The following is a 16203-nucleotide window of genomic DNA, read 5'->3' as shown; positions in this document are numbered from 1 at the left end:
GTCGCTCCCGGTTCGACGCATTGCGCCCAGCAATCCCGCAGAGTGCCTGTCAGGCCACCAATTCAATTAACGATTGGTATTCAGAGAAGGTTAACCAAGCCTTTCACGGACGCGATGGAAGGCACCTTCCCCTGCGGAAGCGCTTTTTGCCGGCATCCGAAATCGGGGTTGCCTTCCATCCCGCCAAATCATAAAAGCGACATTGGATCACTGCAATCCTGGAACCGCTCGCCTCAGCAGTTTCCTGCCAAAGGTCGGATGCAAAGGCGGCTCCGTTATCTTCCAGGCTCAGGTGGTCGCGACGATTTTCGCAGGCGTGCTCCCGTGGCGGGGGAATCGCTTGCGTGAGGAAAACGGCCGGGTTTGCCCCGCGCCGGCTCTTCGTGAGCAAACAAGCTGGTCCGGCTGAGCCCGGGCTTTGGTTCAAAAGGTTCTGCTGGTGCCGATGGCTTCAAGCGCAATCATGGAAAGGTCCGCATCGAACCGCGCCATAGTGGCTGCGGGCGGCACCGCCATCGCGCTCAAGCGGCGGCTAGCGGACATTCAATTATCCGGCATGCACACAGATACAGGCGCACAGCGGCGGGCATTGCCACGCCGGCTGCGGCCGTCGGCTGCCGGCAGGAAACAAAATAATGCCCAACAAGATGCTGATAGACGCCTCCCACCCGGAGGAAACACGCGTTGTCGTCGTTCGCGGTAACCGCATCGAAGAATTCGACTTTGAATCCCAGGACAAGAAGCAGCTCAAAGGAAACATCTATCTCGCCCGCGTAACCCGGGTCGAACCTTCCCTCCAGGCAGCCTTTGTCGAGTATGGCGGCAACCGTCACGGTTTTCTCGCCTTCAGTGAAATTCATCCCGATTATTACCAGATCCCGGTCGCCGACCGTCAGGCTCTGCTGCGCGCCGAAGCGCAGGAAGCCGAGGACGAAGACGACGAGGAAGCCGAGAGCGGCGAAGAGCAGGCGCGCGATCGCGGCGGCCGCCGCAACAGGCGCCGCGGCGGCAAGAACCGCGACCGCGGCGAGCACAAGCACGATGCTGAAATCGCGGCTTCCCCGGAGAACCAGGAAACCGTAGAGGCTCACGACACCGCTGCCGAGGTTGCCGGAAGCGAGGATGTCGGCGGCGAGACCGCCGACGCCCAGGCTGAAAATGCCGAAACAGCCTCCGAGGCGGTCGAGGCCGCGTCTGAAGAACCTGCCGCCAGGACCGGTGGCGACGCCCTAGCGGCGGACGGTGCCGCCGATGACGAGGACGGCGAGCCGTCCGAAGGCGGCTCCACCTCGATTGCCGCGAGCGTCGACGCCGACGTGATCTCCGAAGCGGTCCGGCAGACGGATCAGCCCGAGCAAAGCGGCGAAGCCGCTGCCAGCGACAATGATCGCGGCATGCTGGAGGAGGTGTCTTCTTCGCATTCGGACGAGCACGAGGTCGAATCGGTCGGCGCAGAAGACGCGCTCGAGGAGATCCGCAACCGCCGCAAGCCGGTGCGTCGCCAGTACAAAATCCAGGAAGTCATCAAGCGCCGCCAGATCCTTTTGGTGCAGGTGGTCAAGGAAGAGCGCGGCAACAAGGGCGCTGCGCTCACCACGTACCTCTCGCTTGCCGGCCGCTATTCGGTGCTGATGCCGAATACGGCGCGCGGCGGCGGCATCTCGCGCAAGATCACCAACGCGCAGGACCGCAAGCGCCTGAAGGAGGTCGTGGCCGACCTCGAAGTGCCGCAAGGCATGGGCGTCATCCTGCGCACCGCCGGCGAAAGCCGCACCAAGGCCGAGATCAAGCGCGACTACGAATATCTGATGCGGCTCTGGGAGAATGTCCGCAACCTCACGCTGCAATCCACGGCCCCGGCCCTGGTCTATGAGGAAGGCAGCCTGATCAAGCGCTCAGTGCGCGACCTTTATAACAAGGATATCGACGAGATCCTGGTCTCCGGCGAGGACGGCTATCGCGAGGCCAAGGACTTCATGCGCATGCTGATGCCGAGCCACGCCAAGGTGGTTCAGCCTTACCGCGACACCACGCCGATCTTCGTGCGCAACGGCATCGAGGCGCAGCTCGACCGCATGCTTCAGCCGCAGGTGACGTTGAAGAGCGGCGGCTACATCATCATCAACCAGACCGAGGCGCTGGTTTCGATCGACGTCAACTCCGGCCGCTCCACCAAGGAGCATTCGATCGAGGAGACCGCGCTCCACACCAATCTGGAAGCAGCCGAGGAAGTCGCACGCCAGCTCAGACTGCGCGACCTTGCCGGCCTCATCGTCATCGACTTCATCGATATGGAGGAGAACCGCAACAACCGCTCCGTCGAGAAGCGGCTGAAGGATCACCTCAAGAACGACCGCGCGCGCATCCAGGTCGGCCGCATCTCGCATTTCGGCCTGATGGAAATGTCGCGCCAGCGCATCCGCGCCAGCGTGCTGGAATCGACCATGAAGCCCTGCCCCCACTGCGGCGGCACCGGCCATGTGCGCTCCGATTCTTCCGTGGCGCTGATGGTGGTGCGGGCGATCGAGGAATTCCTGCTCAAGGATTCGCGCAGCCACATCATCGTGCGCACGCCGGCCGCGACCGCGCTCTACGTGCTCAACCACAAGCGCGCCAATCTGGTGGAGCTCGAAGCCCGCTTCGGCCTGACCATCACGATCGAGGCTGACGAGACGCTCGGCACCCAGCACTACGCGATCTTCCGCGGCGCCGTTGCCGAAAAGCCGGAAGGCTTTGTCGAGGTGCGCAGCCTGCCGGCCTATGTCGAGCCGGAAGAGCCCGAGGACGAGATCGTCGTCGAGAAAGAGGAAGAAGAGGTTTCGCCGAAGGCCGAACAGCCCCGCCACCCGCAGCAGCAGGGCCAGCACCCGCAGCACTCCGAGGACGGCGAAGGCCGCAGGCGCCGCAAACGCCGGCGGCGGCGCGGCGGCAGGGATCGCGATCGCGAGCACAATGGTGAAGCCATTGCCGCTCCGGCGCCGGAGGAAGCCGGCGAAGCCGTCGATGCGGCGATGTATGAGGCAGCCGAGGAAGTGACCGCCGGCGGCGAAGCCGTGGCGGCGGCAAGCGATGAGGGCGCCGGCAAGAAGCGCCGGCGCGGCAAGCGCGGCGGCAAACGCAATCGCCGCGAGGACGAGGTTTCGGAGGCGGTTGCCGGCGAGACTGTCGGCGACACCGAGGACGGAGCGGCGGAGGGCGAGGAAGCCGCCGGCGAGCCGGTCGTGGCAGCCGCGCCAGAGCCTGCCGCTCCTGCGGCAGCCAATGACGACGCCGAGGCGGCTGCAAAACCGAAGAAGCCGCGCCGTTCCAGAGCCAAGAAGGCAGCCGAGGAAACGGTGACGGAGACGGTGTCGGAGCCTGTGGCCGAGGCCCAGGTCGCGCCCGTGGCTGTCGAGCCCGAGCCGGAGCCGACGGCTGCTGCTCCCGCGGCCACCGAGGCGGAGCTTGCCACCAGCGCCCATCCGACGCGGCGCAAGCCACAGTCAGTCGACGCACCGGTTGTTCCCGTTGTGTCTTCGAACGTGTCCGACGAGGCCAAGGCCGAAGACAAGCCGAAGCGCGCCGGCTGGTGGCAGCGCAAGGGTTTTTTCTAAACCTTTAGGTCGTTAGACTGATCTTCTAAAATAATCCCGCGCCGTATCTGGCGCGGGATTTTTCGTTTCCGCGCAGGACGGAAAACCGCTGCACACTTTTCCTGGAATTGCTGTTTTTGCTTGCGCAATTCCGAACGGAAAACCGCTGCACACTTTTCCTGGAATTGCTTTTAAGGCGCGAAAATCGACCAGTTCATCATCCGGGCGAGTTTCTCCAGCGCGACGGAGCCGAGCTTGGAGTTGCCGTTCTCGTTGAGGCCGGGAGACCACACCGCCAGCGAAGCCACCCCTGGCACGATGCCGAGAATGCCGCCGCCGACACCGCTTTTGCCGGGAATGCCGACACGGAAGGCAAAATCGCCGGAACCGTCATAATGGCCGCAGGTCAGCATCAGCGCGCCGATGCGGCGTGCCCGCTCGGCCGACACGACAGAATGCCCTGTCGCCGGGTTCCTGCCGCCATTGGCCAGAAAGCGGCCGGCCATGGCGAGCTGGCGGCAGCTCATGGCAATGGCACAATGGTGGAAATAAACACCCAGCGCCAGCTCCGGCTCATGGTGGAGATTGCCAAAGGATTTCATGTAGTTGGCCAGGGCGAAGTTGCGATAGCCGGTGGCTCGCTCGGATGCCGCCACTTCGCGGTCGACGATGATCGCCTCGTCGTCGGCGAGGAACTGGATGAAGCGCAGGATTTCGCCGATCGCCTCGCGCGGTTGATGGCCGGCGAGCAGGACGTCGGAGACGACGATGGCGCCGGCATTGATGAACGGATTGCGCGGGATGCCGTTCTCGTGCTCGAGCTGAACGATCGAGTTGAATGGATTGCCGGACGGCTCGCGGCCGACGCGATGCCAGAGCGCATCGCCGACCTTGCCCAGCGCCAGCGTGAGCGTGAAGACTTTCGAGACGCTCTGGATCGAAAAGGGCTGGTCGGCGTCGCCGGCAAGAATGACGCGGCCGTCATTGGTCACGGCGGCGATGCCGAATTTCGTCGGATCGACCTTGCCGAGCTGAGGGATGTAGGTCGCCACCTCGCCGCGATCGGCGCGCGCCGCCATTTCGGCCGCGACTTCGGCCAATGCCTGCTCGAGTTCCGGCATCTATTTCAGCCAGCCTTCGATGCGCGCCAGCGCCTCGACCATATCGTCATGGCTGCCGGCATAGGAAAAGCGCATGGTGCGGTGGCCTTGAAGCGGGTCGAAATCGCGGCCGGGCGTCGCTGCGACATGCGCTTCGGCCAGCATCTTGCGGGCAAAGGCCATGCTGTCATTGGTGTGGCGGGTGACATCGCAGAAAGCATAGAAGGCGCCGTCCATCGGTGCGGCGAGCGTAAAGCCGAGTTCCGGCAGACGTGTCATCAGAAGGTCGCGGTTCCAGGCGTAACGCGCCTTCACCTTTTCGAGCTCCTCCGTCGCCTTGAAAGCCTCGATCGCCGCGATCTGCGACAGTTCCGGCGGCGAGATATAGAGGCTCTGGGCGACACGCTCGACCGGCCGCACCAGTTCTTCCGGCAACACCATCCAGCCGATGCGCCAGCCGGTCATGCAATAGTATTTCGAGAAGGAATTGATCACGGTGACGCCCGCGCCATGCGCCAGCGCGGTGACATCGGGCGCCGCGTAGGCCAGCCGGTGATAGATCTCGTCGGAGATCACGGCGATGCCGAGTTCTTCGGCTGTCTTGACCAGCGCGGCGAGCTCGTCCGCCGGTATGACCGCGCCGGTCGGATTGGCGGGGCTGGCGAACAGCACGCCCTTCAGCGGCTTCTCGCGATGCGCGGCCTTCAGATGCTCGGCGTGAAGGTAGGCATCCGCGCCGAGCTCGATCTCGACGATCTCGATGCCGAGTGCGGCCATGATGTTGCGGTAGGCAGGATAGCCGGGCGCGGCGATGGCGACGCGCTCGCCCGGATCGAACATGGTGAGGAAAGCGAGGTTGAAGGCGGCCGACGAGCCGGTCGTGACGGCAATGCGCGACGGCGCGACGTCGACCCCGTAATGCTCGCCATAATGCGCCGCGATCGCCTTGCGCAGGTCGGCCAGGCCCAAGGCGTCGGTATAGCCGATGCGGCCATGTCGAAGCGCCGCGGCCGCCGCCTCGCGGACGCCGACCGGCGCCGGATCAGACGGCTGGCCGACGGCCATCGACACGACGGGCACGCCCGTTGCCTTCAGCCGGTTGGCTTCGGCCAGGATGTCCATGGCGTGGAAGGGCTCGACTTCCCCCCGGCGCGAAAGCGGAACGACCATTTGACCTCTTCCAACTGCCGTTGTTCGGCGAAATTCGGGACGCAAACCGTTGCTGACTTGCCCCTGAACTGCCCTAGTTAAAGGGCAGTGCCGCACAAATGCCCGATTGATATGGGGATCACAAGCGCGCAGGAAGTTGCCGGCGCCGACTTTTCATCTTTCGCCCGCTCGTCTACCAGTGGACCTATGTTGAGCCGACCCCGACCATCGATTGGCAACTCGACCTCCCTCAGCCGAACCGCGCGCGGTTTCGCGACGCTTATGCTTGCCGCCGCCGTTGCGGTGTCGAACTCGGTCAGTGCCTTCGCGCAAGGCGTGCCGGTGGTGCGCGACGCCGAGATCGAGGCGCTGGTGCGCGACTATGCCCGGCCGATCTTCAAGGCGGCGGGGCTCGCCAATGACGGCATCGACATCGTCCTGGTCAATGACCAGAGCTTCAACGCCTTCGTCACAGGACGGCGACTGTTCATCAACACCGGCGCGCTGGTAACCGCGGAGACGCCAAACGAGATCATCGGCGTCATCGCGCACGAGGCCGGCCACCTCGCCGGTGGGCATCAGCAGAAGTTGCGTGACCAGCTTGACCGCGCCAAGACCATGGCCATCATCGCCACGCTGCTTGGCGCCGGCGCCATGGTGGCCGGCGCCACCACCAACAGCCGCGGCCTTGCCGGCGCCGGCATGGGCGTCGCCGCGGGCGGCGGCGAGATGGCGCAGCGCTCGATCCTTGCCTATCAGCGTACCGAAGAGATCACCGCCGACCGTTCGGCGATCACCTATCTCAACGCCACCGGCCAATCCGGCATGGGCATGCTGAAGACCTTCGGCCGCTTCCAGAGCGCGCTGTCGCTCGCCGGCACCCAGGTCGACCCCTACCGGATCAGCCACCCGATGCCGCAGGAGCGCATCGCCAACCTCGAAGCGCTCGTCAAGCAGAGCCCCTTCGTCAACACGATCGACCCGCCGGCGCTGCAGCAGCGGCACGACATGATGCGCATCAAGATCGCCGCCTATATGCAGGGCCAGGCAGCCGTCGCGCGGCTGATGCGCAAGAACCCGAGCAGCCTCGCCGCCCGCTATGGCGACGCGCAGCAGACCTATCTCTATGGCAATCCGGGCGCGGCACTGACCAAGACGGCGGCGCTGATCAAGGAGCAGCCGAAGAACCCCTATTTCCAGGAGTTGCGCGGCGACATCCTGATGAAGATCAACAAGCCGAAGGACGCGGCGGACGCCTATGCCAAGGCGGTTAGCCTCGACCCCGCACGCTCCGGCCTGCTGTTGGTCTCCCTCGGCCAGGCGCTGATGGCGGTCGGTACACCCGATTCGCTCAAGAAGGCGGTCACCCAGCTCAACAACGGCGTTGGGCGGGACAGAGAGAATTCCGATGCTTATCGCTTTCTCGCGCAGGCCTATGGCGAACTCGGCGACATTCCGGCTGCGGATCTCGCCACCGCCGAGGGCCATTACTATTCGGGCGATTACAAGAACGCGAAGATCTTCGCCATGCGCGCTCAACAGAAATTGAAGCGCGGCGAACCCCGCTGGGTCCGCGCTCAGGATATTATAAACTTCACGCCATCGAACAAACTCAAATGAACCTCCCGGGGATTGGCCGCGACCAGGGCGCACCGGGACAGGCAAAAGGATAGACAATCATGAACAGGGCAATCCTGCTTGGCAGTGCCGGCGGTCTGGCGGTGGCGCTTGGCATGCTGGCCTTCGGCTTCGTCGCGGGAAACCCGCAGGCTGCGAAGGCCGACACCGTGCAAATCGCGCAGGTCACGTCCTCCACCGACACCAAGATCGATCGCAAGGAGGTCGAGGGCATCATCCGCGACTACCTGTTGAAGAACCCCGAGGTTCTGCTCGAGGTGCAGGACGCGCTCGAGGCCAAGCAGAAGGAAGAGCAGCGGCTCGCGGCACTCGGCGTCATCAAGAATTCCAAGGACGAGATCTTCAACTCCACCTTCGACGGCGTCGTCGGCAACCCGAAGGGCAAGGTCACGATCGTCGAGTTCTACGACTACAATTGCGGCTTCTGCAAACGCGCCATCGAGGACATGCAGGCGCTGACCAAATCCGACCCGGACCTGCGCTTCGTGCTCAAGGAGTTCCCGATCCTCAGCCCGGATTCGCAGAAGGCCAGCGTCGTCTCCATGGCGTTCCACCTGATGCATCCGGAGAAATACGGCGAGTTCCACACCACGCTGCTCGGCGGCCAGGGCCGCGCCACCGAAGCAACCGCCATCAAGGTGGCGCTTTCGCTCGGCGCCGACGAGGCGGCACTGCGCGAGAAGATGAAGGATCCGCGCATCGCCGAAACGCTGTCGCGCACCTATGACCTTGCGACGAAACTATCTATCACCGGCACGCCGTCCTATGTCGTCGGCAACGAGGTGGTCTTCGGAGCACTCGGCCAGCAGGTTCTGGCGGAAAAGATCGAAGAGGCCAAGAGCGCGCTGTAAGCGCTTGCGGATGCGAGAGCCGGCCGCTGTGGACAGCGCAAGAACGCACTTGCGCTCTTTTCGCGGGCGGCTATGCCCATTATAGAGGCCAGTGCGCCGGCTCGGGGCCGGCGTAGAACAAGGTCGCCATATTGAAAACGATTTTCGTCCTCAACGGTCCCAATCTCAATGCGCTCGGCAAACGCGAGCCGGGGATCTATGGTGGCAAGACGCTTGCGGCCATCGCCGAGGACTGCAAGGCAGCCGGCGCCGCGCTCGGGCTCGAGATTGATTTTCGCCAGTCCAACCATGAGGGCGATCTGGTCGACTGGATCCAGGAAGCCGGCGACAAGGCGGCAGGCATCGTCATCAATCCCGGCGCCTACAGCCACACCTCGATCGCTATCCACGACGCCATCCGCGCCATCGCGCCGCTGCCCGTCGCGGAAGTCCATCTTTCCAATATCCACGCGCGGGAGCCCTTCCGCCACGTCTCCATGGTCGCGCCGGTCGCTGTCGGCATGATCTGCGGGTTCGGGCCGCTCGGCTACACGCTCGCGCTGCAGGCACTGGCGGCACGCCTGTGACCGGCCCCCAAACAGAAGGCTCGAAAATGTCGATAAAAAAGAACGGTGTTGACCAGCAGCTGATCCGCGATCTGGCGGGCATTCTGAACGACACCAATCTGACCGAGATCGAGGTCGAGCTCGGCGACCTCAAGGTGCGTGTCTCGCGCCAGTCGCAGGCCGTCCACGCGGTTGCAGCGCCGCTGCCGGCGCCCGCCGCGGCTCCGGCGACCGCAGCGGCTCAGTCCGCCACCGCGCCTGCCGACCCGTCGAAGAACGCCGTGCCCTCGCCGATGGTCGGCACAGCCTATCTGGCGCCCTCGCCCGACGCCAAGCCGTTCGTCGAGATCGGCCAGAAGGTGAAGGAAGGCCAAACGCTGCTCATCATCGAAGCGATGAAGACGATGAACCAGATCCCCTCGCCGCGTGCCGGCACGGTGACGGCGATCCTCATCGAGGACGCCCAGCCGGTCGAATACGGAATGCCGCTGGTGGTTCTTGAGTAGAGCCGGGAACAACCAAAAGATGTTCCAGAAAATCCTCATCGCCAATCGCGGCGAAATCGCACTCCGGGTGCTGCGCGCCTGCAAGGAGCTCGGTATCCAGACGGTGGTCGTCCATTCGACCGCGGATTCCGACGCCATGCATGTGCGGCTTGCCGACGAGAGCGTGTGCATCGGCCCGCCGCCCTCGCGCGAAAGCTATCTCAACATCCACCAGATCGTCGCCGCCTGCGAGATTACCGGCGCCGACGCGGTGCATCCGGGCTACGGCTTCCTGTCGGAGAACGCCAAGTTCGCCGACATTCTCGCCGCCCACAACATCACCTTCATCGGCCCGTCGGGCGATCATATCCGCATCATGGGCGACAAGATCGAGGCCAAGCGCACGGCAAAGCGTCTCGGCATCCCCGTCGTGCCAGGATCCGACGGCGCGATCAACGAGGACAAGGAAGCCAAGCGCGTCGCCGCCGAGATCGGCTATCCGGTGATCATCAAGGCCTCCGCCGGCGGCGGCGGCCGCGGCATGAAGGTGGCGCATACCGAAGCGGACCTCGAAGTGGCGCTGCAGACGGCGAAGTCGGAAGCGGGCGCGGCGTTCGGCGACGATGCGGTCTATATCGAGAAATATCTGCAGAAGCCGCGCCATATCGAGGTGCAGGTGTTCGGCGACGGTGCCGGCCGCGGCGTGCATTTCGGCGAGCGCGACTGCTCGCTGCAGCGGCGCCACCAGAAGGTGTGGGAGGAGGCCAACTCGCCGGCGCTCAATGCGGAGGAACGCTCGCGCATCGGCGACATCTGCGCCAGGGCCATCGCCGATCTTGGTTATTCCGGCGCCGGCACGATCGAGTTCCTCTACGAGAATGGCGAGTTCTATTTCATCGAGATGAACACGCGCCTGCAGGTCGAGCATCCGGTGACCGAAGCGATCACCGGCATCGACCTCGTGCACGAGCAGATCCGCGTCGCCTCGGGCGGCGGACTGTCGGTCAGGCAGGAAGACATCAAGTTCAATGGCCATGCCATCGAGTGCCGTATCAATGCCGAGGACCCGCGCACCTTCACGCCCTCGCCCGGCACGATCACGCATTTCCATACGCCCGGCGGCCTCGGCATCCGCGTCGATTCCGGCGTCTATTCCGGCTATAAGATCCCGCCTTATTACGACAGCTTGATCGGCAAGCTGATCGTGCACGGCCGCAACCGCGTCGAATGCATGATGCGGCTGCGCCGCGCGCTCGACGAATTCGTCGTCGATGGTATCAAGACGACGCTGCCGCTGTTTCGCGACCTTGTCGGCAATCCCGACATCGCCAATGGCGACTACGACATCCACTGGCTGGAAAAATATCTGGCCAAGGGTGAATAGCACGGGGATGCGATGACCCGCCCCTACGCACCAGGCTATCGCATTCCGACCGACCTGCTGCTTCGGGCTTACGCTTCCGGCGTCTTTCCGATGGCCGAGAGCGCCAACGACCCGGAAGTGTTCTGGGTGCGGCCGGAAACGCGCGGCATCATTCCGCTGAACGGGTTCCACATACCGCGCAGCCTGAAGAAGACGATCCGCAAACATCCGTTCGAGATCCGCTACGACTTCGATTTCGAAGCGACGATCGACGGCTGCGCCGAAAGGCGCGAGGAGCGCCGCTCGACCTGGATCAACGCGCCGATCCGCGAAGCCTATGTCGAGCTCTATCGCCTAGGTCACTGCCATTCGGTCGAGGCTTGGCGCGAGGACCGGCTGGTCGGCGGCCTCTATGGCGTTTCGCTCGGACGCGTGTTCTTCGGCGAGAGCATGTTCGCCAGGGAGACCGACGCGTCGAAGACCTGTCTCTACTATCTCGTCGAGCGGCTCAAGGCGCGCGGCTTCGCGCTGCTCGACACGCAGTTCACGACCGAGCATTTGAAGCGCTTCGGCGCCGTCGACGTGCCGCGCGGCCAATATGAGAAAATGCTCGCCGAGGCGCTGAGGGGCGAGGCCGTCTTTTATCCTTGAGTTTGTTCTGCCGCCTCGATCGGCGTTTGCGAATGGAACATCATCTTCCAGCCGTCGGCGCGATGGACGTAGCCAGTGCTGGCGAGAGCCGCATAGGGCTCGCCATTTTCCCGCGTGGCGCGCGCTTCGTAAGTGAGCATGACGATATCGCTGCCCGGCTCGACCATGCCCTTCAGCTTGATATCGAGGTCGCGCCATCTGTTAGGCTTGGTCGCCGTCTTTGCGAGATCGGCGTTGGTCATCGCCTGCACCATCTGCGGGAACGCCACCAGGCACTCCACGTCGGCATTGGCTTCATAATAGGCGGAATCGCCTGACCAAAAGCCCCTCTCGATGTCGAGAAGCTCCTGCTTGTTGGCGGTAATCGGCTTCGTGGCTGTCATCGCGGAACCCTCCTCGCCTTCGCAGATTTGCAACGGCTCAAAGGCGGGCAGGTTCCGAGATCAGTTCGTGTCGGTCGTGTCGTCCGGCTCCGGGGCCGCCTCAGCCGGCTCGGACGCGGCGTCGGCCGGTTGCGCCGCAGCCTTGGGCTTGGCGGCTTGGGTCTTGGGCTTGGCCGTGTCGGCCTTGGCCGCGGTCGGCGGCGGCACGTCCGACTTCTGCTTGCAGCCCTTGAGCCAGACGTCATAGACGGCGTGCTCGACGGCGTTGAGGCCTGGGCTTTCGGCAAACATCCAGCCGGTGAAGATGCGGCGGATCTTACGGTCGAGCGTGATCTCGTCGACCTCGACGAAAGAATCGGTCTTCGGCTGCTCCGTATCCGGCCGCGAATAGCAGACGCGAGGCGTCACCTGCAAAGCGCCGAACTGCACGGTCTCGTCGATATAGACGTCGAAGGTAATGATGCGGCCGGTTATCTTGTCGATGCCGGCGAACTCGGCCACCGGATTGGTGATGCGGTCTGAGGCGGCAGGCGCAGGGACCGGCGCCTGCGCAGCGGCGAAGGCTGCCGTCGAGGCAAGCAGAATGGACGTCGCCGCGATGAGCGCCTTTGAGATATGGCTTGGAATCCTGGAGCGCAATTCCGGACGGAAAACCGCTGCGCACTTTTCCTGGAATTGCTTAGGAGAGCTCATGCAAATACCGGTGGTTGTGCCCGGGTGATTCTTCAACGCCCAAGGCTAGTCGAGGCTGCGCAATCAGCAAGCAGCTAAACGCCAATTGTGGCGACAAAGGACCGAAGCGGCGTCTGGGACGTGGATTACGATCCCGGCGTCCAGGCGTCGTAGTCGCCGGTCACCTGCGGGCGATGCTGGTTGGTCAGGATGGAACCCTGCGGACGATAGGCGCCGGGCGTGCCGGTCAGGTTCGGCCGATGCTCCTTCTGCCACTCGCGAGCCTTGTAGTTCTCGCTCGATGGAGGTGTATCGACGCGATGGTGGATCCAACCATGCCAGCCCGGCGGGATCTTCGAGGCTTCCGAATAATCGCGATAGATGACCCAGCGGCGGGTGCGGCCTTCCGAATCGATGCCGCCTTCATAGTAGACGTTACCGGCCTCGTCCTCGCCGACCCTCCTGCCGAAGCGCCAGGTGTGGAAGCGGGTGCCGAGCGTCTGGCTGTTCCACCAGGTGAAGAACTGCAGCAGGAAAGTTTTCATCCAGATCCTCGCGGCGTCAGCGGCTGCGCCTTTGCCCTGCTTATGGCGTCACGTCACCGCGAAGGCAAGGGTTTTGCCACAGCCCGAGTGGAAATGCTCCATGCGCTAAATCGATGCAGTTGCCCTGCCGGCGGCAACGCGGCTTGCCAAGCGTTGCCTGTCTTTCTAAAGCTCGGCCCGGCGCGTTTCGGGCGCGCCTTTAGGGAGGTGAGGATTGAGCCGGGATCCGCCCGCCGACAGCCGGATCAGCGCCGAAGACATTCGCCGCCGCAAGGGCGGCGTGCCGATCGTGTGCCTCACCGCCTACACCTATCCTGTCGCGCGCCTGCTCGATCCGCACGTCGACCTGCTCCTGGTCGGCGACAGCGTCGCCATGGTCCTGCATGGCCACGCCACCACGCTCGGCGCCTCGCTGGAGATGATGATCGCGCACGGCCAGGCCGTGATGCGCGGCTCGGTCAAGGCCTGCGTGGTGGTCGACATGCCGGCGGGCAGCTATGAGGCGTCGGCCAGCCAGGCCCTCGCCTCCGCGCGGCGCATCGTCGAGGAAACAGGCTGCCAGGCCGTGAAGCTCGAAGGCGGCGTCGGCATGGCAGCCCAGATCGCGGCGATCGTCGCCGAAGGAATACCCGTCATGGGCCATATCGGCCTGCAGCCGCAATCGGTGGAGAAGGACGGCGGCTACAAGATCAAGGGCCGGACGGAGGACAATATCGCTGCCCTTTTGCTTGATGCCGAGGCGGTGGAAGAAGCCGGCGCCTTCTCTGTCGTCATCGAGGGCACGATGGAGGCCGTGGCCGCGAAGCTTACCCGTCATATTTCCATACCGACCATCGGCATCGGCGCCAGCGCCGACTGCGATGGCCAGATCCTGGTGATCGACGATATGGTCGGCATGACCGTCGACCGCGTGCCGAAATTCGTCAAGGAATACGCCGACTTGCGCAGCGCGATAGCGGATGCGGCGGCGCGCTACGCCGCCGAGGTGCGCAGCCGCGCTTTCCCCGGCCCCGATCACGTCTTCACGGCGGTCTCCGGCAAGGACAAGGCATGAACGCGCCAATCGTCATCGACAGCGTTACCGCCCTTCGGGCGCAGGTCCGGAACTGGCGGCAGGCCGGCCTCAAGGTCGCCATGGTGCCGACCATGGGCGCGCTGCATGACGGCCATATCTCACTGGTCAGGATCGCGCTGGAACGGGCCGAACGCTGCGTGGTCTCGATCTTCGTCAATCCGGCGCAGTTCGCGCCGACGGAAGATCTCGACAAGTATCCGCGCCAGTTGGCGCGCGACCTCGACCGGCTGCACGACGCCGGCGCGCATCTCGCCTTCACGCCCGGCGTGAGCGAAATGTACCCTGCAGGCTTCGCCACAAAGATCTCGGTAGGTGGCCCCTCCCGCGGCCTTGAAACCGACTTCAGGCCGAGCTTCTTCGACGGCGTCGCGACCGTGGTGGCCAAGCTCTTCCTGCAGGCGGCGCCCGATTGCGCCGTGTTCGGCGAGAAAGACTACCAGCAGCTCTGCGTCGTCAGGCAGCTCTGCCGCGATCTCGACCTGCCGGTTGAGATCATCGGCGCGCCGACCGTGCGTGACACTCACGGCCTCGCCATGTCGTCGCGCAATGCCTATCTCGGCGCGACCGAGCTCGAAATCGCGCGCAAGCTCAACGTGGTCCTGCGCCGCACGGCGGCGACGCTTTCAGCCGGCACGGATGAGGCCGGCGCCACCGAAGATGCCGCAAAGGCGCTCGTCTCAGCCGGCTTTCAAAAGGTCGACTATGTCGCCGCCCGCGCGAGCGTCACGCTCGGACCCTGGCAGCGCAATCGTGACGGCCGCCTGCTCGCCGCGGCCTGGCTTGGCACGACCCGGCTGATCGACAATGTGGAAATTCCCTCCGCCTGATCGGACAATCGTTCGATCAGGCTCGCCGCCTACTCTTCCGACGGCATATGCAGATACATCGACTGGATGCCGACGCGGCCCGGCCCGGTGAAGCGATTGACGACGAAATTCATGGCGGCGCCGAAGAAGCCACTGGAAAGCCGGTCGATCCTCGTATCCATCTTCACCGAAGCGTCCTTAAACAGCCAGCCGCCCGGCTCGATGTCGATGGTCTCGCCCGCTGCCAGCACCTTCTCGAAGACATTGCCGTAGCCATGCAGCCAGACGATGCCGTCACCTGTCTCGCCGCGGAAACGGTCGATGAAGAAGCCGCTCTGGCCGAACAGCATCGTTCCCAATCCACGCACCCGCTCGAAAGAGTAGTCGACACTCGCGGTCGCGGCGAGGAACTGGTGCTCACGCACCTGGATCTCCTCGCCGCGCCGAAGGTGGATCGGCACGATATGGCCGGGGCCGTCACGGCTGAAGGCGATGATGCCCGGCCCGGACGCCTCGGTGACGAATATCTGCATGCCGGCGATCATGCGCTTCAGCGCGCCCTTTAGCGATTTCAGGCCGATGGTGATGGTGGTATTCTTCCAGAGCAGGATGTGATGCTCGAAATAGACCGGCATGTTGGTCACGTCGACCGACAGCACCGGCACCAGTTCGCCGGCGACGTGATAAGTCACGCCGCCAAAAGTCTCATCCGACACCTCGGTCGGCATCAGTTCCGGCAAGCTCGGCATGGCAATCCCCCATTTGCCGGCGACGCCTCCGCCTAGTGGAGAGCGGGACACCGGCGATGCGCAGCCTTGACCACGCGGGTCGGCGCGATCAAATCAAAACCGCGCGATGAATGGGGGCTCGCCGCCGACTTAGCGGAGCCGCTTCTCCATGATGAGGGCGGGCAATCCCGAATTGCCGCCGCAATCGGCGGTCCTGCCTGCCGGACGGAACCCATTCGCTTCGTAGAAGGCGATCGCCACCGCATTTGCTTCCTCGACTTCGAGGCGCAGCGTATCCATCTCCGGAAAACTGGCTTCGACTTCATCGAGCAGGGACTGGCCGATCCCCTGCCGCTGGCAGGTCGGATGCACATAGAGCTGGCTCAAAAGGACGATCTTCGGGTCGGTGGTGGCGGCGGCGAACGCCATGCCGCCGAGCCGCTTGCCGTCGTCAGCCACCAGGAACTCGGAATTCGGGCGCGTCAGCCGCGCCTTGAGCGAGGCGATCGAATGCCAGTCATCCGTGATTTCAGTTACCCGCTTGACGCCATAGATGGCGTCGTAAGTGGCGTGCCAGGTCTCGACCAGCAACGCACGGACGGCTGCGAGATCACGTTCGCTCGCCGTGCGCACGAACATC

General features: G+C 64.2%; 16 protein-coding genes. 9 read left to right on the top strand and 7 right to left on the bottom strand.

Translation table 11 applies throughout. From position 1 onward, the window contains the following. Nucleotides 1–635: 635 nt before the first annotated feature. Entirely contained in the window at nucleotides 636–3593 is a 2958-nt protein-coding gene (locus tag LB553_RS00645) for an Rne/Rng family ribonuclease (RefSeq protein WP_224509407.1), read from the top strand. A 170-nt stretch (nucleotides 3594–3763) separates the two neighbouring features. Here LB553_RS00645 and LB553_RS00640 read toward each other — a convergent pair whose 3' ends face one another. Further along, nucleotides 3764–4693 carry a glutaminase gene (locus tag LB553_RS00640; protein WP_224509404.1) on the bottom strand — a complete coding sequence of 310 codons (930 nt, stop codon included), beginning with the start codon at nucleotides 4691–4693 and terminating at the stop codon, nucleotides 3764–3766. Then, a complete protein-coding gene (locus LB553_RS00635) occupies nucleotides 4694–5842 on the bottom strand; it encodes a pyridoxal phosphate-dependent aminotransferase (protein WP_224509401.1) in 1149 nt (382 codons plus the stop codon). It lies immediately after the preceding gene. Nucleotides 5843–6028: 186 nt separating this feature from the next. Here LB553_RS00635 and LB553_RS00630 point away from each other — a divergent pair, with 186 nt between their 5' ends. From LB553_RS00630 to aat, 6 genes are all read left to right on the top strand, one after another. Further along, entirely contained in the window at nucleotides 6029–7441 is a 1413-nt protein-coding gene (locus LB553_RS00630) for a M48 family metalloprotease (protein WP_224509398.1), read from the top strand. A gap of 59 nt (nucleotides 7442–7500) precedes the next feature. Then, nucleotides 7501–8310 (top strand): DsbA family protein, encoded by an 810-nt coding sequence (locus LB553_RS00625; RefSeq protein WP_224509395.1) that lies wholly within the window; start codon nucleotides 7501–7503, stop codon nucleotides 8308–8310. A 131-nt stretch (nucleotides 8311–8441) separates the two neighbouring features. Further along, nucleotides 8442–8876, top strand: a complete 435-nt coding sequence (gene aroQ, locus LB553_RS00620) for a type II 3-dehydroquinate dehydratase (RefSeq protein ID WP_124999875.1) — start codon at nucleotides 8442–8444, stop codon at nucleotides 8874–8876. A gap of 26 nt (nucleotides 8877–8902) precedes the next feature. Continuing rightward, complete coding sequence (gene accB, locus LB553_RS00615; protein WP_224509392.1) at nucleotides 8903–9361, top strand: acetyl-CoA carboxylase biotin carboxyl carrier protein; 459 nt, start codon at nucleotides 8903–8905, stop codon at nucleotides 9359–9361. 19 nt (nucleotides 9362–9380) lie between these two features. Further along, a complete protein-coding gene (accC, locus tag LB553_RS00610; RefSeq protein ID WP_224509389.1) occupies nucleotides 9381–10724 on the top strand; it encodes an acetyl-CoA carboxylase biotin carboxylase subunit in 1344 nt (447 codons plus the stop codon). A 12-nt stretch (nucleotides 10725–10736) separates the two neighbouring features. After that, nucleotides 10737–11354 carry a leucyl/phenylalanyl-tRNA--protein transferase gene (gene aat / locus LB553_RS00605; protein ID WP_224509386.1) on the top strand — a complete coding sequence of 206 codons (618 nt, stop codon included), beginning with the start codon at nucleotides 10737–10739 and terminating at the stop codon, nucleotides 11352–11354. Here aat and LB553_RS00600 read toward each other — a convergent pair. From LB553_RS00600 to LB553_RS00590, 3 genes are all read right to left on the bottom strand, one after another. Next, nucleotides 11345–11737: a hypothetical protein gene (locus LB553_RS00600; protein ID WP_224509383.1), complete on the bottom strand. Its 393-nt coding sequence runs from the start codon at nucleotides 11735–11737 to the stop codon at nucleotides 11345–11347. The two genes, aat and LB553_RS00600, sit on opposite strands and share 10 nt — an antisense overlap. 60 nt (nucleotides 11738–11797) lie before the next feature. Then, a complete protein-coding gene (locus LB553_RS00595; RefSeq protein WP_224509381.1) occupies nucleotides 11798–12430 on the bottom strand; it encodes a DUF2155 domain-containing protein in 633 nt (210 codons plus the stop codon). Nucleotides 12431–12555: 125 nt separating this feature from the next. Next, nucleotides 12556–12954 (bottom strand): NADH:ubiquinone oxidoreductase subunit NDUFA12, encoded by a 399-nt coding sequence (locus LB553_RS00590; protein WP_224509378.1) that lies wholly within the window; start codon nucleotides 12952–12954, stop codon nucleotides 12556–12558. Between the two features lie 214 nt (nucleotides 12955–13168). Here LB553_RS00590 and panB point away from each other — a divergent pair, with 214 nt between their 5' ends. Both panB and panC read left to right on the top strand, forming a co-directional pair. Beyond that, complete coding sequence (panB, locus tag LB553_RS00585; protein WP_224509373.1) at nucleotides 13169–14008, top strand: 3-methyl-2-oxobutanoate hydroxymethyltransferase; 840 nt, start codon at nucleotides 13169–13171, stop codon at nucleotides 14006–14008. Then, nucleotides 14005–14856: a pantoate--beta-alanine ligase gene (panC, locus tag LB553_RS00580; RefSeq protein WP_224509370.1), complete on the top strand. Its 852-nt coding sequence runs from the start codon at nucleotides 14005–14007 to the stop codon at nucleotides 14854–14856. The genes panB and panC overlap by 4 nt, the downstream gene beginning before the upstream one ends. A gap of 29 nt (nucleotides 14857–14885) precedes the next feature. Here panC and LB553_RS00575 read toward each other — a convergent pair whose 3' ends face one another. Together LB553_RS00575 and LB553_RS00570 are read right to left on the bottom strand one after the other, a co-directional pair. After that, nucleotides 14886–15584, bottom strand: coding sequence for an AIM24 family protein (locus LB553_RS00575; RefSeq protein ID WP_224509367.1), 699 nt, complete (start codon nucleotides 15582–15584; stop codon nucleotides 14886–14888). Nucleotides 15585–15713: 129 nt separating this feature from the next. Then, complete coding sequence (locus LB553_RS00570) at nucleotides 15714–16202, bottom strand: GNAT family N-acetyltransferase (RefSeq protein ID WP_224510461.1); 489 nt, start codon at nucleotides 16200–16202, stop codon at nucleotides 15714–15716. Nucleotide 16203: the final 1 nt, after the last annotated feature.

Source organism: Mesorhizobium sp. CA8 (assembly GCF_020164955.1).
Lineage (GTDB): Bacteria > Pseudomonadota > Alphaproteobacteria > Rhizobiales > Rhizobiaceae > Mesorhizobium.
The sequence above is the reverse complement of the archived record's forward strand: the minus strand, read 5'-3'. Positions and strand labels throughout refer to the sequence as shown.

Coding starts and splice junctions, on each gene's coding strand:
- LB553_RS00575 (WP_224509367.1), bottom strand. CDS start 15,584: ATGCCGAGCTTGCCGGAACTGATGCCGACCGAGGTGTCGGATGAGACT.
- LB553_RS00645 (WP_224509407.1), top strand. CDS start 636: ATGCCCAACAAGATGCTGATAGACGCCTCCCACCCGGAGGAAACACGC.
- LB553_RS00640 (WP_224509404.1), bottom strand. CDS start 4,693: ATGCCGGAACTCGAGCAGGCATTGGCCGAAGTCGCGGCCGAAATGGCG.
- aat (WP_224509386.1), top strand. CDS start 10,737: ATGACCCGCCCCTACGCACCAGGCTATCGCATTCCGACCGACCTGCTG.
- LB553_RS00600 (WP_224509383.1), bottom strand. CDS start 11,737: ATGACAGCCACGAAGCCGATTACCGCCAACAAGCAGGAGCTTCTCGAC.
- LB553_RS00625 (WP_224509395.1), top strand. CDS start 7,501: ATGAACAGGGCAATCCTGCTTGGCAGTGCCGGCGGTCTGGCGGTGGCG.
- LB553_RS00630 (WP_224509398.1), top strand. CDS start 6,029: ATGTTGAGCCGACCCCGACCATCGATTGGCAACTCGACCTCCCTCAGC.
- LB553_RS00635 (WP_224509401.1), bottom strand. CDS start 5,842: ATGGTCGTTCCGCTTTCGCGCCGGGGGGAAGTCGAGCCCTTCCACGCC.
- LB553_RS00590 (WP_224509378.1), bottom strand. CDS start 12,954: ATGAAAACTTTCCTGCTGCAGTTCTTCACCTGGTGGAACAGCCAGACG.
- panC (WP_224509370.1), top strand. CDS start 14,005: ATGAACGCGCCAATCGTCATCGACAGCGTTACCGCCCTTCGGGCGCAG.
- LB553_RS00595 (WP_224509381.1), bottom strand. CDS start 12,430: ATGAGCTCTCCTAAGCAATTCCAGGAAAAGTGCGCAGCGGTTTTCCGT.
- LB553_RS00570 (WP_224510461.1), bottom strand. CDS start 16,202: ATGTTCGTGCGCACGGCGAGCGAACGTGATCTCGCAGCCGTCCGTGCG.
- accB (WP_224509392.1), top strand. CDS start 8,903: ATGTCGATAAAAAAGAACGGTGTTGACCAGCAGCTGATCCGCGATCTG.
- accC (WP_224509389.1), top strand. CDS start 9,381: ATGTTCCAGAAAATCCTCATCGCCAATCGCGGCGAAATCGCACTCCGG.